This is a genomic window from Paracoccus salipaludis (assembly GCF_002287065.1).
GTDB lineage: Bacteria > Pseudomonadota > Alphaproteobacteria > Rhodobacterales > Rhodobacteraceae > Paracoccus > Paracoccus salipaludis.
Genome location: NZ_NSJZ01000029.1, coordinates 1 through 14,820 on the forward strand (window position 1 = coordinate 1; position 14,820 = coordinate 14,820).

The 14,820-nt window shown below is 65.5% G+C and carries 6 protein-coding genes and 3 pseudogenes; 2 read left to right on the top strand and 7 right to left on the bottom strand.

The features are described from left to right. Nucleotides 1-253, bottom strand: a pseudogene (locus tag CK240_RS16295) (transposase); the annotation flags it as partial. Between the two features lie 79 nt (nt 254-332). On the opposite strand from CK240_RS16295, the pseudogene CK240_RS16300 reads away from it, so the two are divergent. Then, nucleotides 333-737 (top strand): annotated as a pseudogene (locus tag CK240_RS16300) (transposase); the annotation flags it as partial. Nucleotides 738-825: 88 nt separating this feature from the next. Here the strand turns inward: CK240_RS16300 and CK240_RS16305 are convergent. Both CK240_RS16305 and CK240_RS16310 read right to left on the bottom strand, forming a co-directional pair. Beyond that, nucleotides 826-1,689, bottom strand: coding sequence for a Stf0 family sulfotransferase (locus tag CK240_RS16305; protein ID WP_095641375.1), 864 nt, complete (start codon nt 1,687-1,689; stop codon nt 826-828). Continuing rightward, complete coding sequence (locus CK240_RS16310; RefSeq protein ID WP_167650088.1) at nt 1,689-3,047, bottom strand: glycosyltransferase family 92 protein; 1,359 nt, start codon at nt 3,045-3,047, stop codon at nt 1,689-1,691. The genes CK240_RS16305 and CK240_RS16310 overlap by 1 nt, the downstream gene beginning before the upstream one ends. A gap of 151 nt (nt 3,048-3,198) precedes the next feature. On the opposite strand from CK240_RS16310, the gene CK240_RS16315 reads away from it, so the two are divergent. Next, nucleotides 3,199-7,701 carry a glycosyltransferase family protein gene (locus CK240_RS16315; protein ID WP_095641377.1) on the top strand — a complete coding sequence of 1,501 codons (4,503 nt, stop codon included), beginning with the start codon at nt 3,199-3,201 and terminating at the stop codon, nt 7,699-7,701. 3 nt (nt 7,702-7,704) lie between these two features. Here CK240_RS16315 and CK240_RS16320 read toward each other — a convergent pair whose 3' ends face one another. From CK240_RS16320 to CK240_RS16335, 4 genes and pseudogenes are all read right to left on the bottom strand, one after another. Further along, entirely contained in the window at nt 7,705-10,197 is a 2,493-nt protein-coding gene (locus CK240_RS16320; protein ID WP_095641378.1) for a glycosyltransferase, read from the bottom strand. After that, nucleotides 10,194-14,003: a glycosyltransferase gene (locus CK240_RS16325; RefSeq protein WP_167650089.1), complete on the bottom strand. Its 3,810-nt coding sequence runs from the start codon at nt 14,001-14,003 to the stop codon at nt 10,194-10,196. The genes CK240_RS16320 and CK240_RS16325 overlap by 4 nt, the downstream gene beginning before the upstream one ends. Before the next feature lie 370 nt (nt 14,004-14,373). Continuing rightward, nucleotides 14,374-14,544: pseudogene (locus tag CK240_RS19610) on the bottom strand (integrase core domain-containing protein); the annotation flags it as partial. A gap of 49 nt (nt 14,545-14,593) precedes the next feature. Then, the coding region (locus CK240_RS16335) for a transposase (RefSeq protein ID WP_167650090.1) at nt 14,594-14,820 on the bottom strand (227 nt) is incomplete at its 5' end.

The following is a 14,820-nucleotide window of genomic DNA, read 5'->3' on the forward strand; positions in this document are numbered from 1 at the left end:
TGAACTCGGCTGCGCGTATTTCCAGCGTCTGCTCGTCAATTCCGATGTGGATCTTGCGCCAGACCCGGCGTTTGCTGCCCCCATGCTTGCGAGCGTTCCACTCACCTTCGCCCTCGACCTTGATGCCAGTGCTGTCGATCAAGAGGTGCAATGGGCCTGGCGAGCCGCGATACGGGATGTTGACCTTCAGGGTCTTCTGGCGCCGCGACAGCGTGCTGAAGTTGGGCACGGTCCAGTCCAGGCCGGTCAAGGGGCACCACGAGTTAAGATATCAGGCAGTAGCTAAGGTCCAGATCATGTAAACGAGAAGCAGGGCTCGCGACCTCCCTGCGGGCCTGAACGCCAAGCTGCCTATGGTCAGTAACGGCCGAGGCAGACCGCTGAGCTTCTTTCTCTCGCCAAGCCAGACAAGCCAGATGAGTGATGTCAGGGGAGCTCTGGTGCTCCTGGCCGACCTGCCACCGGCCAAGCGGTTGCTGGGCAATAAGGGTTATGATGCCGATTGGCTACGAGACGAGTTGAAGGCCCGAGGCCTGCGCATCTGCATACCGGCCCGACGGAAAAGGAAACACCTCGCCCCCCACAATCGCAGGCTCTACAAGAAGCACTGCCGCATCGAGAACGCCTTTGCCTGGCTCAAGGACTGGCGGGGGATTGCCACCCGGTACACCCGCTGTGGCGACCTCTTCCTGTCGGCCCTTTTCCTTGCAGCAACCGTTCTCTTTTGGCTAAAAAAGAGTCCTGATCTTAAAGCAATTGGGGTCCTGTTTAAGGAACGATCGGTTGTTAGTTTGACGACGAGAGTAGATATATTACTGTTCGCCGTCAAATCTTCAGCATCATCTTTGCTTTTAGCGCGTTGTTTAGCGGTGTTGCTTGGCGCTCAATCTTCGGATCAGCTGGTTTCCAGCTGCCTAGATTGATGCTCGCAACCCGTCCGATCCGCGCAATAGTGGCCGCTGGATCGAGCGTCAGTTCTTCGTAGCTGACCGAAATATAAGGTAGGCAATACAAGCCGCATTTCATTCTAATGGCAGAGTCGCTGCGCAGTATATTATGCGCAATCGTCTGCGTGGTGGTAACATCGAAATCGGCTGCCACCTTGCGTCGATCCTGTTGACTAGTCCATTGGCCGGTCTGCAGCGCGATCCAGTGTGACACTGCTTGACCCAAAATGTCATCGCGATGAATGTGCACGACCGTTGTTCGGGTGAACAGGCGCGGCAGCTTCCAGCGAATCAAGAAATCTAGCTGTTCTGCTGAGGCCTTTACGCCGAATTGCTGATCCTCGCGCGACAGCCGGCGTGCCAAGGTCAGCAGGTAGTCGGGGGCGCTCTGGACCGCCAAAACACCCTTCTGCTTGGCAACGGTCTCGTGGTTGAGAAACTCGCCCAGGCCTGCGACCTGTCCTGTCTGCACAAGGTAATCGGCCAGCAGGTTCGATCCCGAGCGATTGGTAAAGGCAAGGATTAGCAGAGGCCTGTCGATCAGCGGATGGTCGCCTGTAAAGGCCACCTGTCCGCGGAAATGCGCTCGGATTTCATATTCGTGCTCTTGTCCGGGGTTCGCAAAGGCCTGCGGGCCGGGAGACGCGAGTTCGCGCAGACCGCGAACGGCAGTCCTGCGCCGCAGCAGGTGCAGGACACGCCGCAGCGCCGGCCTGCCAGGCACGAGATCAGCCCGCCACATTAATTGCCGCCAAAGACACGCATGGCGCGAATCGTCACGACCTGCGGATCCGAGGGATGGAGACCTACGGCCAGCGGAGCTACAGGCTCGTTGTTGACGACCATTAGGGCCAAGATCCGGCCGACATTCGGTAGTGCCTGCCGCCGCTTCTGAGACAGGCGGGTGCCGTCGCGCCGGTCGCCGGTCAGGTGGACATCGACATAACTTGGTGCCAGCACCTCAAGTTCGACCCCGATCCAGACTGATCCGCAAATACGCGCCGGGTCGAGCGCAACGCTCTCCGCAGGGTCGAGCGCATGCTCTTCGGCACGTAGATGCAACTCTGCGCATCTCGGCATATCCAGGCAAAGCTGATCAAGACCCGCATAAGGCAGCGTGGCCGCGCTGTTTGGAATGACCAGGGCCGTGCCGAACAGGCTGTGCTGCAGCTTGACCGTATGGCCCGCTGCCTCGACACACTTCTTCATGGCATTCACCGCCGCCTGCGACGCGACCATAAAGTTCCGGGTCGAGCCGATCATCCCCATCCGGGATAGGCATCCGTATCTGATCGGCGCCGCACCCCGTTTGGCCACGAGGTCCATCAAGTCCTGCACTGCCGAGGCGTTGTCCGCCGCCCGGGTGTCGACATGATCGAAGTCCCATTTCTCGAAGGATTCCAACTTTTTCTCGCTGCGCCCGTCAGCCTGGCCACGCGCGATCTTAGCTGCATAGTCCTCGTATGATCGCGTAAAGTAATGATTGACGACTGCAATGTCTCCCGTCACGGCGCCACGCTCGTGCATCCAGACCTGCGGAATGGGGCGCTCCTTCTCGTCCACGCTGCGGCGGTCGATCGTTTCGGCGTGATGGACGAACATGGTCCTGACCCGCTCGGGGCGCACGAAGCATTTGGCGATCTGCCACAAGTTCGGATCGCATCGTACGAAGTTCTGGGTCACCAGCCCTGCCGGCCGGGCACGGTGTCCCGAATGACCGAACATCCGCCAGAACAGCACGACCTCTTCCGCTTCCGGCGGGAAGCCGGCGAGGAAGGCCGGCAGAGTCACGCCGGGGGGCAGCGAGACGAATTCGTCTATATCCAGAAAGCCCATCCAGTCGCAACGCGGCCCAAAGGTCATCACCGCGTGCTGATAGGCGTCGATCTGGCCGGGAAACAGAGGCCAGTGCAGCAGCGTCACAAGGCCCGCATTCACGAAAGGCGCCAGAACCTCGACCGTCGCGTCGTCGGAGCGGTTGTCGTAGATGACGAAATGCTCGACGCCCAGAAGATAATGGTAGGCCACCCACTCCGCGATGAACGGACCTTCGTTCTTCGTGATGGCGGCTATCGTAACGCCAAGATCGGGTAGTTTCATGCAGCCTCCGGCACCGTGACAGCGGCAGACCATAAGGGAAACCGCAGCCCGCGGACAGGGGGGCGCATGTTGCGCCTGCCGAGGTTTCAACCCTTCGGACCTTGCCCTATAAGCGGGCATCCGCCGATTGATCTCCCTAGCCGAGCCCCTGATGATTCTGAGCGCCAACACCACCCCCCTGCAACCGCCGAAGCCAATCCCTGTTGCCGCCCGGTGGGAGCAGATGTTCGAGAACGGGCAGGACGTCCTAGTCGTCCGTGGATGGGCTTATCATCCCGAAGACCCCTCGACCCCCGTGAACATCACCCTCTGCAGCGACGACGAGGTGGTGGCGAGGGGGGTTGCGACCGATCGGCGCGGGGATCTTCTGCGGCTGCAACGGGGGGATGGCTGGGCGGGCTTCGTCCTGCACGTTCCTGTCGCCCGCCTGGGCGGCGCCAAACCGCGGCTGTTTGCCGGGGATGTCGAACTGCCTGCACCCGCAGCCGCGACTCCCGTCAAGCTCGCGCCTTCTCAGATGATCGGAGAGGTGACGCGGCTGACGGTCGAGAGCGGAATGCTGCATGTCGAGGGCTGGGCCGTCGACATCACCTACCCGGGCAACCGGCTCGAGGTCAGCCTCGAGGTCGGGGACGAGCTGTGGCGGGACTTCGCCGCCCGTCCGCAGGCGGCCCCGCCATTGGTCGGCAAGGGTGAGAACGGGCGCGGCTTTGCCTTCACCGTGCCCGTGCCCGAAAGGACCGGGCTGGACTGGGTGCGAGTCCGGTTGCCGGACGGCAGTCTTCTGGAAGCCGGATCCCGCCGGGCACTTGGCTGGGCGGTTCGGGTGCCCGCCTGGCCGCCTGAAACCCTTGCCAGTGGCACCTTGCGCGGTGGCGTGCAGCTTGACCGTCGCCTGTTGCGCGGCTGGGTCGAGGATACGGCCGGAGGCATCGCGGCGCCTCTCGAGGTGCGGATTACGGTCGACGGGGAACTGGTCTGGCAGGGCGCGGCCCGGCGGATCGAGGCCATCCCGGCCGCCGCAAACGACTCCGCCGGGCAGCAGCGCAGGCAATCTGGTTACCGGGTCCTGCTGCCGCGGCCACCTGCAGGGCGGATCGTTTCCACCGTCGATGCGGTCACGGTGGACGGCCGCCGCCTGCCCGGCTTTCCCTTGCGGAGTTGGGCGGGCGACGAGCTGATCGGCCGAATCGAGCAGTTGCGCATCACCGAGGGCAGCCTGGAACTGCGCGGCTGGTGCATCGACAGCCGCGATCCTTCAGCCCCCTTGGAAATCGAAGCGCGCAGGGCCGATGGCATGCTGCTTGCCCGCGCGACAGCCTCGGACCGGCCCGACCAGTATCTTCTGAAGAAGACCGGGAACGCACCGGTGGGCATGTTCCAGCTGAGCCTGCCGCTGTCGGCATTGAGCAGCGGCCACGGCGAGCTGCCTGACATGGGCAGCCTTCCGGTGATCTCGCCGGTGGGCACCATGCGCCGCATCGCGCCCCACGCCGAAGCCGCGAGCCTGGGTGCCTTGCAGGCTGCGGCATCCGAGCGCTTCGCAGGCTGGGGAACGCCAATCCAATGGCACATCGACCGCCTGTCCGACAATGTTTTGCACGGCTGGATGCTGAGCCTGAACGACCCCGAGGCGCTGTGCTACGCCGACGTCTTCCTGGACAATGCATGGCTGGCCACCGTTCCCGCCACCCGTACCCGCCACGATCTGGCCAAGCGGTTCGGCACCCACGGAGACCATGGCTTCGCCCTTGAGCTGTCACCCTCGCAGGTGAGCCAGGTGCCGGGATTCCTGCGCGTCCGGCCCCGGATCGGCGATGGGACCGAGGACACGGCGGCCAGGCACCAGATCCAGGCGGCAGCCGGCACCAAGCGCAACGTGATCCATGCAAGCAGCCAGCCCTTGGCCCAATTCCTCGTTCCGGCGGCCCAGCCGGGTCAGAGGACGCGCAGGGTCTCGGTGCTGATCCTGAACCGCAACGGCGCGGGGCTGCTGGAGCGCTTCTTCCAGTCCTTCCAGCGCCACAACAGCTACGCCAATGTCGAGTTCATCGTCGTGGACCATGCCTCGGACGACGACAGCGCCCAGGTTTGCGCGGCATGGCAGGACCGGCTGGACATCCGCCTCCTTTCTCGCAACGGCAACTATTCCTTTTCGCAGTCGAACAACCTTGCCGCGCAGCATGCGACTGGCGAGATCCTTATCCTTGCCAATAACGACGCCCGCCTGTGCGAGGATATCCTGCCGCGGATCGTGGACGCGCTCGACGATCCGCAGGTCGGCGCGGTGTCGCCCGCGCTGCTGGATGACGTCCCGGACCTGTCGCTGGAATTGCCGGGACAGCCGGGCCCCATCCAGCATCTCGGCGTTCACATCGACCTTGGGGTTGCGCGGAAAGCCGGGATTGTTCCCTTCGAGACGCGCCCGTCGCGCGAGTGGCTGGGGCTGGATGCGGCCCCCATCGAGGTTCCCTCGGTGACCGGCGCCTTCATGGCGGTCCGCCGGAATGAGTTCCTGCAGTTGGGCGGCCTTTCCGAGGATTATTTCTACGGCCACGAAGATATCGATTTTACCCTGCGCCTGCGCCGTGCCGGCCTGCGGATCGTGGCCTTGAACCACCTACGGGCGCTGCACCTGCGCGCCTACAGCCGCAGCGGCATGAGCCGCGACTACGCCGCAATCCGGCAGCGCAACCGCGACATCTTCGACCAGCGCTTCGGCGTCTGGCTGCGCCGCCTGCTGGCAAGTGATCGGTTCAAGAAGGTGGGTTTCTGGTCCGGCCGGCGCCTGCGCATTGCCTTTGTGGTCACGGAAAACGACCATGCGACAATGGCGGGCGATTTCTTCACCGCACTGGAACTGGCCCGGGAACTGGCGCGCAACCATCCGGTCGACTGCCATTTTATCGAACACAAGGGGCCGGAGCTGGGCGAACTGGACGGCATGGACGTGCTGATCGCCATGCGCGACGATTTCGACCCGTTGACGGCCAGGTCGAACAACCCTGCAATGCTGCGCGTGGCATGGGTGCGCAATTGGGCCGACCGGTTCGCTGCCCGGACGTGGACCCGGGACTTCGACGTGATCTGGGCCTCTTCCGGGCACGCGCAGGCAAGACTGCAGCAGGCCTTGGGCCGCAGCGTGGACCTGATGCCGATCGCAACCGCTGCCGACCGTTTTGCCCAGGGCCGCCGCGATCCGGCGCTGGAGTGCGACTACTGCTTCACCGGCAGCTTCTGGGGCCTGAACCGGGAAATCACCCAGAACCTCGATCCTGCCGCGCTTCCTTACCGCTTTGCGCTCTTTGGCACGGGGTGGGAGAACGAGCCCCAGATGGCGCCCTACAGCCGGGGTCCGCTGCCCTATGACCGGATGCCTGACGTTTATGCCAGCACCCGCATCGTGATTGACGATGCGAACCATGCCACCAAGCAGATGCAGTCGGTCAACAGCCGCGTCTTCGATGCGCTGGCCGCGGGCGCACTCGTCCTGACCAACGGTGTCCAGGGCGCCCGCGCGATCTTCGGCGACCTGCTGCCGACCTATGACAGCCCGCAGGAACTCGAAGCGCTTCTGCACCGCTACCTGGGCGACGAGAAGCTGCGCCGCGACACGGTGGCCCGGCTGCGCGCAGTCGTGCTGGAAGGCCATACCTACAAGCGGCGCGCCGACCAGGCGTGGGAGTCGCTGCGCAATGCCAGCGCCACCCCGCGCATCGCGATCAAGATCGGCGCGCCGAACCGGGGCGCGCTGGCCGAATGGGGCGATTACCACTTTGCCGACAGTCTGCGGCAGGCATTGGAGCCCCTGGGCTTCCGCGTGCGGATCGACCCGCTGGACGAATGGACGAACCCGCAGTCGAACGGCGACGACATCGTGCTGGTGCTGCGGGGCCTGTCCTCCTACACGCCGCTGCCGCACCAGATCTCGCTCTGCTGGGTGATATCTCACCCCGACCGGGTCAGTCTGGCCGAGCTGAAGTCCTATGACCATGTCTTCGTCGCATCCGAGCTGTTCTGCCAACAGCTTCGGCGCGACCTGGGCGACCGGGTCTCGACCCTGCTGCAATGCACCGACCCTGCCCGTTTCCATCCCGGCGCGAGCGATCCGGCGTTCCGGGAACAGGTGCTGTTCGTCGGCAACTCGCGCAACCAGTTCCGGCGCGTCATCCGCGATGCGATCGCGGAAGGGATAGAGCCCGCGATCTACGGCACCCGCTGGCGGGGGCTGGTCCCCGACCGGTTGATCCGGGGCGAGAACATCCCGAACGTGCAGCTGGCCCATGAATACCGCGCCGCCGGCGTGGTGCTGAACGATCACTGGGACACGATGCGGGACTATGGGTTCATCTCGAACCGCGTGTTCGACGTGCTGGCCTGCGGAGGCAGGCTTGTGTCGGACGAGGTGCCGGGGCTTGAGGAACTGTTCGGTGACATGGTCCGCGTTTATCGCGATCCCGTCAGTCTGTCGGAGGCGGTGCAGTCGCTGCTGGACGAGGACCGCGCCAATCAGGCCGAACGCGATGCCTTTGCTCGGCAGGTCGGGCATGAGCATAGCTTCTCCGCCCGGGCGGCCGAGATCGAGTGTGTGATCCGGCATCTGCTAGACCGTGTGATGACCGCCCCGTCAGAGAAGGCAGTGGCTGCGGATTGAGTCTCAGTCCTGGGTCAGTAGCGCGGTCAGCGCCGCGATGTCGGGCTCGCCGTTCCGCAGGGGCATCACCATGCCTTGGTGGCCGCGCGAAAGCGCCGTACGGACCGCCTCGGCCTGCGCGCCGACATCAAAGGCATAGACAGGCAGGCCGGTTGAGATCATCTCGTGGACAGCATAGGAAAACGTCTCGGGCCAGATCGAGGGAAATAGCCAGCGATCGATGCCATGCGCCTCAATTAGGTAGGGCAACTGGTCCAGTTGGTAGCTACCGGTAATGACCGCAGGCGCGGCCAGCTCGTGCCCTGGTTCGAGATTGCCGATTAGGACGAGCCGCCCCCTGCCCGACTTCGCCAATTCGGCCGAAAGCCGGGTCAGCACGCGCGCGCCTTTGGGCACATTGATGCTGCCCAGAACCCCGATCGTGGGCGTACCAGAATCCTCGGGCGAAATCCGGGGCAGGTCTACGGGCAGGGCATGCGGCCGCACTTCGATGCGGTTGCGTACCTCGGGCCAGGCCGTGCCCACGATCCCGGCAGAACTTTCCGAGAAGGTCACTATTCGATCCGCCCTCGCGATCACCTGTCCCCAGGCACCGCGCCACGCGGCAAGGGGGATCTCGTTGCCGTCCTCGCGCACGAAGCGGTGGGCGAGATCGCCGTTATCGGCGCTTGGCACGCCCGCGAAAACGGCGCGGCTGTCCAGAAGCGTGTAGGAGGGGCTGATCGGGTAGTAGTCGTTGAACGTAACCTCAAGCGTGCTGCCGGGCTGCGCCTTTAGCGCCAGCAGCAGTGCCGGAACGGCCAGCGGCTGGGGCGTGCCCACGGCGCAGGAATAGACGACGTTCAGGCCGTCGGCATCACCGAACATGGCGAGCGCGGCCTTAGCGTCCGTAGCCAACCCGACCGACTGGCCCCGAAGTCCGTGCAGTTCGACCTTCCATGTGCCATCTTGCATTGCCCGCAGCACTAGGGCGTGGCCGGTCGTGTTCAGTTCACGCCCAATGCGCTGGCTCAGGTAGGTCTCGGCTCCGCCGCCAAGCGCATGGCCGATGAAGACGGAGAGCCGCGCGCCGGCCGCTCCGGCACGATGGCGAGCAAGGGTTAGGCCAAGCGCCAGCCGCTGGGTGCGCAGCGGGTCCACGGCTATGAAGCGCTGTACCTGGGCGTCGAAATCGGGATAGCGCGAGGTAATAATGCGTCCGTTCTCGGCGATGCGGCGCTGCTTGACCTCGGTTCCGAAGGACTGTCCGCCCCGATGCTCGACGAAGACGCCAGCGGTCAGGAGGCTGCGCCAGCCCAGAGCCCAAGCCCGCTGGCACCAGTCCACCTCTTCTCCGTAGCCCATCCCAAAGGCGGTGTCGAAAGCGGGAAGCAACCCGAGGGCTTGGATGTTCATCGCCATGCAGAAACCGACACCCGTAGGGACATCGGCAACCGCTCCTGGCCCGTCTAGTTCTGCTGCCGCGCGGTCGAGCAGGTCGCCTTCTCCAGCCTCAAGCGGCGCAGCGACGCAGATGTCGGGCACGTTCGCGATTTCAGCGTCATTCGACATGGGCGTGACTGAGGCAACTTGGGCGCCGTTCCGCAAGGGCGCGAGCAGCCGCCCAGCCCAGCCCGGCCCCACGAAGGCGTCCGAGTTCAGCAGCACGACGTCGTGCCCACGCTGCATCGCCTCCGCCAGCCCTCGATTGGCCGAGCCCACGAAGCCGAGGTTAAGCGGATTGGTCAGCAGCGTCACCCTGTCCGGCCCCAGCCGGTCGCGCCATGCCGCAAGCAAGGGGCCTATGCGCGGGTCGGGCGAGGCGTCGTCGATGACCACCAGATGCCACGGCAGGTCGGTGTTCGCAGCCACCCGCCCGATCACCGGGTCGAGTAGGTCATGCCCATCATAAACCGGCAGGACGATGGTGATCGGGGCAGGGGCCGGCGCGGGCCAGCCCTGCTCTTCCAACAGGCCGGGGTTCAGGCCGGGCGGCAGCGGGCTTGGATCGCGCAGCAGCGCGCCCAGCCGTCGGCGCGCCTCCTCGTCCCTTCGCACGATCCAGCGCAGCACGTCCGGGGCGGACCGGCCAACGGTTCGCAGATAGCGCAGGGCGGTCCCCGCCTCGAACATGGCCAGGCGCAGCCCCGCGGGCTGATCCAGGACGGCGCGGACGGGGCCGCCCTCGTGTTCGAGCACAAGCACCAGCCTGCCGCGCGCGGACACGGTGATGTCGAACCCGAAGGTTGCATGGTCGCGCTTCAGCCGCCGCTGCACATCCGGCCGCTGCAGGTTCGGCCGCACCTGCCCCAGCCGGGCACCGGACGCATCCAGCACGAGGATGCGCGCCGCGTCCGCCCAGCCCTCGATGCGGGTGCGCTGGCCTTGGACGACATGGCGTTCGATGACGCCGAGGATACGGCCGTGGCCGTCCGTCAGCCGCAGCCTGCGCCGGGTATCGCCGCCGTGGCTGTTCCGAAACAGCGCGTAGCTGCGCCGGGCCTCGGTCAGCATCATCCGCGGCCACCCGTCCGCGCCAGTCCCGCCACGATCCTGTCGAAGTCGGGCAGCGTCGGTTCCAGCGCGAAACGGTGCAGGGTGTCGCGGCGGATCCGGTCCCGGTCGGCACCGCCCCGGCGCGCGCTCTCGATCACGGCCCCCAGCGCGGCGCGCCAGCCGTCCCCGGGCACGAGCGTCACATGGTTCATGCCGCTTCCCGACGCCGAATAGACCGGCAGGTCCGAGGCCAGCACCGGCAGGCCAAGCGCACCGTATTCAAGCAGCTTCAGGTCCGACTTGTGCAGGTTGAAACCCTGCGCGGCAAGCGGCGCCAGGCCGAAATCGAACTGCCCCGCCTGCGCCTTGAGCCAGCCTGCGAAATCAGGGTAGTTGCGCGCCGCTTCGGGGATCTGGATGCGCTCGATCCAGCGGGGCAGGGGTTCGTCCTGCACGCCGATCACGGCAAGACGGAAGTCGGGGTGCCGGGCCGCCACGTCCGTCAGGGCGGGCAGGACAAGCGCCAGATCCTCGCCATGCGTGACGCTGCCCATGTAAAGCGCGCGCACCGTGCCATCCCGCTCGCGCCGGGGCAGCGGCCCCCGCCACAGGCGCAACGCCAGCCAGTTGGGCACCACCTCGACATTCCGGTTCATGTCCCACACACGCGCCGCAAGCGGCCCGGTCGAAACGGTCACGCAGCCCGCAGCAGCCAGCAGGCGCGACAGCGTAGGCGCATAGGCCGCGTAGCTTCCCTGCGGATCCTTGTCGGCGGGAACCGCCAGAAGATCTTCGTCAAGCTCATGCAAGTGGCGTAGGCCGCGCGCCTGCATGGCGGCCAGCAGCGGCCCGGCGAGTTCGCGCGGCACGGCGTCGCGCTGGACGATGACGCCGTCCACTTCATCTTCCCGCAAGTTCGCAAGCAGCGTCGCGGCGGTCATCCGCACGTAGTTCAGCGGGCGGTCGAAGTGGTTGATCGTCCGCTCCCACAGGCGCACATGGGTCGAGTCCTCGGCTTGGTCGAGCTGCGGCGATGCCGGGGCCACGACCGCGATCACCGGCCATCTGCCCCTGCAACCCAGCACCTGCCGGTAGAGGTCGCGGTAAGCCGCAGCCATGACCTGCACGCTGCGGCCCACCCCCCGGCCGCCCTGCCAGTCGGCCAGCGCCGCCGCGACCCGGTCCTGCCCGGCGCTGTCGGCCGCGATCCCGTTGATCGCGCGGGCAAGTGCCGCGATGTCCTGATGCGGGACGACCCAGCCCGCGCCGCTGGCCCGCACCCGGCCCGCCACGGTCGGGAAGTCGAAGACCAGCGCCGGCACGCCGACCGACCAAAGCTCGGTCAGCGTGTGGCAGTATGTCTCGTCCCAGATCGAGAAGATCGCGCCGAAATGTGGCCGGATCGCGCGTACCCGCGCGGCGAACTCGTCCCGGTGATAGGTGCCTTGCTGGATCAGCCGCGGATGCGAGATGGCATCCGCGTCGGCAAGCCGCCCGAGGATGTGGAACTCGAACCGGCCGGCCGTGTCGTGCGCCAGAAGGTCGGCGATCACGTCGCGGCCCTTGGGGGCGCCGATGTTGCCGGGGACGAGGATGCGGATCGGCTCTCCCGGCTCTGGCCGTTCGGCCAGCCATTCCATCGCGGCGAAGCTGCGCCCGTGGGGGATGACATGGAAGCGGTCCGGGTCCACGCCGGGCAGACCCGCCGCGATCAGCTTTCGGGCGCTGTCCGAGGTGGTGACGAAGGCGTCTGACACGGACAGCACCTGGTCGAAGCGTTCGCGCCAAGGATAGACCCAGCGGTGCTTTAACGGCGGCAGGCTGTCGTCCGGCCAAAGCTCGGGGCGGCAGTCGCCCTCCGTGGCGGTGCAGCGGCCGGCGCAGAAGACCTGCCGTTCGTCCAGCAGCTTGACCGTGGGGCACAGCGTGTAGAAGTCGTGGAACGAGGTCACGACCTTGCAGCCGCGCGCCTTCGCAAGCTCCGGCAGCGACAGCCCGTGCCATGCGAGATGGCGGATATGAACGATCGCAGGGTCCAGAACGTCCAGCCAGTCGGCCACGACCGCATCATATTCGGCCGAGCGATGGGTGATCGGATCGACGGACTCGGCAAGCTCATGGCGGCGGATCTCGGCAATGCGGCCCCGGTCCAAACGCCCGAGCGTCAGAGTCTGGCTGTCGCAGCGCAGAAGCCACGGGTCCAGTTCATCCTGCAACTGCCGCATGAGATCGAGGTTTGTCTGCGGCGTGCCGCCGGTCTGGGTCGAGACGACGAACAGCACCGCGGGCAGACCTGTCCGGCGGTCGCCGCAGTCGATCCGGGCCTGTACCGCGCGATATCGCGCAAGCAGAATATCTGGACCTGTCGAAAAGACGCGGATCGCGCGGGAATATTCGGGATAGCGCGCCTCGATCACGGCGCGGCCAGCTTCCATCAGCACGTGCTTGGTCTCGCCGAAGCTTTTCGAGCGGTCGTGAAAGACATAGGTCGTGTCGTCGATCAGGTTGGCCCAGCCGGCGCGGGTCGCGCGCATGCAGAAGTCGTTCTCCTCGCCATAGCCGCGGGGAAAGGCTTCGGCATCGAAGCCGCCGATCTCGTCTACGCAGGCACGGTTGACGAACATGCAGAAGCCGTTGCCGGTCGGCACGACCGGATAGACGGCCAAGGCGCGGCGGCGGAAGGCCCGGGCATAGGTGATCTCGTCCACGCCGGGCGGCAGCGGGTTGTCGTTGCCGAGCCGGGGCGCCGAAAAGGCGCCGGCGCGGTCCGACATGGCCGTGACCGTCGCCACGCGGGGGCGAGAGGATGCCGCGCGCAGCATCCCGTCGATCCAGCCCGGCGTCACCCGCGCATCACTGTTCAGCAGGACGACATGCTTGCGCCCGGTCTCCTCCAGCCCCCGGTTCACGGTCCGGGTGAAGCCGAGGTTCTGTGCGTTCCGCAGGACGCGCGTGTTGGGGCGCAGGGCGGCCCGATCCAGCAGCCGCGCGATCACCGGATCGGGCGAGGCATCGTCGATCAGGACGATCTCGATAGCCGAGGGCGTGAAGCGCGCCAGCCGGTCGATGCAGACCTCCAGATCGTCTGCGGCGTTGTAGATCGGCACAACCACGGCCACGTCCTCGGGGCGGAGCCTCGGAACGCCGCCATCCAGCCGTCGGCGAGGCCGCTGTACCGTGGTCACGCGGGATTCGATCCGGCTGCCGTCGGGCATCTCAAGGCTGACGAGATGGTCGCCCGATTCAAGGTCGCCCAGCGGCAGGACCAGATTGACCCCCCCGCGACCTTGGCTCAGCCCCTTCTGCTGCAGGTCGGTTCGCGGGCCGTCGTTGCGGACCTGAACGAAAGGCACGCCGTCGACCAGCACCTGCAGGTCGAAGATGCGCCCGGGGCGTGCCCTGTCCACAGCCCAGCCCCTGAACTGGCTGCCGGTCACGGCCTCGATCTTGGCCTTGTAGGGGCTGGACGAGTTGATGCCGTCCGCCTGCGGCTTCATGGGCGCAGGCACGGAAGACGCAAGTTTGGCGCCCATGGTGCCGGTCGGCGGATGGCAGGACAGCAATAGCTCACCCGTTCCAGAAAGCCGCACCTCGATCAGCGCCTCTATCGGTTCGCCCCCGCTGTCGGGCGCTTTGCACGAGAACCCGTGTCGCCCGGTCCCGTGACCTGCCATCTGAAGGTCGGCTCGATGGATATCGGCGAAAAGCCCCTGCGTGACCAGCACCGGACCCGCAAAGATATCCACCACCAGCGGCGAGTCGTCCTCGCGCCGCTTGACCCACCCCTCGATCACGTCGGTCGAGACGACATCGATGCTGCCGATCACGCCTCGCTGGCGATTGCGCAGACGGCCAATAAGATCCAGAGCGCGTCGGCGCGCGGCATTGACCGGACGCGTCAGCACGCCTTTTGTAGTGGCCAGCATCGTTCGGCTTTCTGTCATGCGCAGCAAGGCTTGCTTTTTGAATCTCACGCGGCCTTAGCCCAATTCGCATAGGACGTCGAGGCTGAGGGAATAGAGGACGGCGAGGCTACATCTCGAGAGTGACCTACTCTCCCGGGGATCCCTCGTTCAAACGAGAGTCTGCGGGTTTGAGACTGGTAGTCTGGGCCCTGGTTCACAGAAGGCGTGCCGGGCGCAGTACCATCAGGTAACGCAAGCGCCCGCGTGCTTCGAGCAGGGTGATATTGCCGAATCAGGAATGCGGCCCGATGGCGTTGTAATCGTATCGCCAGAGCGCAAGTTTGCGGTGGGCATCGTCGAATGTATCGAACATCTCCTCCTTCAACAACTCGTCGCGCAGGCTGCCGTTGAACGACTCGATAAAGGCATTCTGATGCGGCTTTCTTGGATCAATGTAGTACCAAGAGATTCCGCTCTGCTCGGCCCAACTTAGGCTCCAGACCCATTGATCTTCAGAGCCAAAACAGGACGGTGGCTGCGAGGGCGATTGCGGAGAAGAAGGTTTCTGGGCATCGGTCGTATCGAGTGGCGACGCGTCTCCGATCCTTCAGCCGACCGAACATGATCTCAATGCGGTTGCGCCGCTTGTAACGCCGCTTGTCGTATTTCACAGTCTTCTTGCGGGACGACCTGCCTGGGATGCAGACCTTTATTCCTTTATCCTCAATAGCCTCTCGGA

Excerpts from the sequence above, each read along its gene's own strand:
- CK240_RS16305 (WP_095641375.1), bottom strand. The coding sequence starts at position 1,689 with ATGTGGCGGGCTGATCTCGTGCCTGGCAGGCCGGCGCTGCGGCGTGTC.
- CK240_RS16320 (WP_095641378.1), bottom strand. The coding sequence starts at position 10,197 with ATGATGCTGACCGAGGCCCGGCGCAGCTACGCGCTGTTTCGGAACAGC.
- CK240_RS16310 (WP_167650088.1), bottom strand. The coding sequence starts at position 3,047 with ATGAAACTACCCGATCTTGGCGTTACGATAGCCGCCATCACGAAGAAC.
- CK240_RS16315 (WP_095641377.1), top strand. The coding sequence starts at position 3,199 with ATGATTCTGAGCGCCAACACCACCCCCCTGCAACCGCCGAAGCCAATC.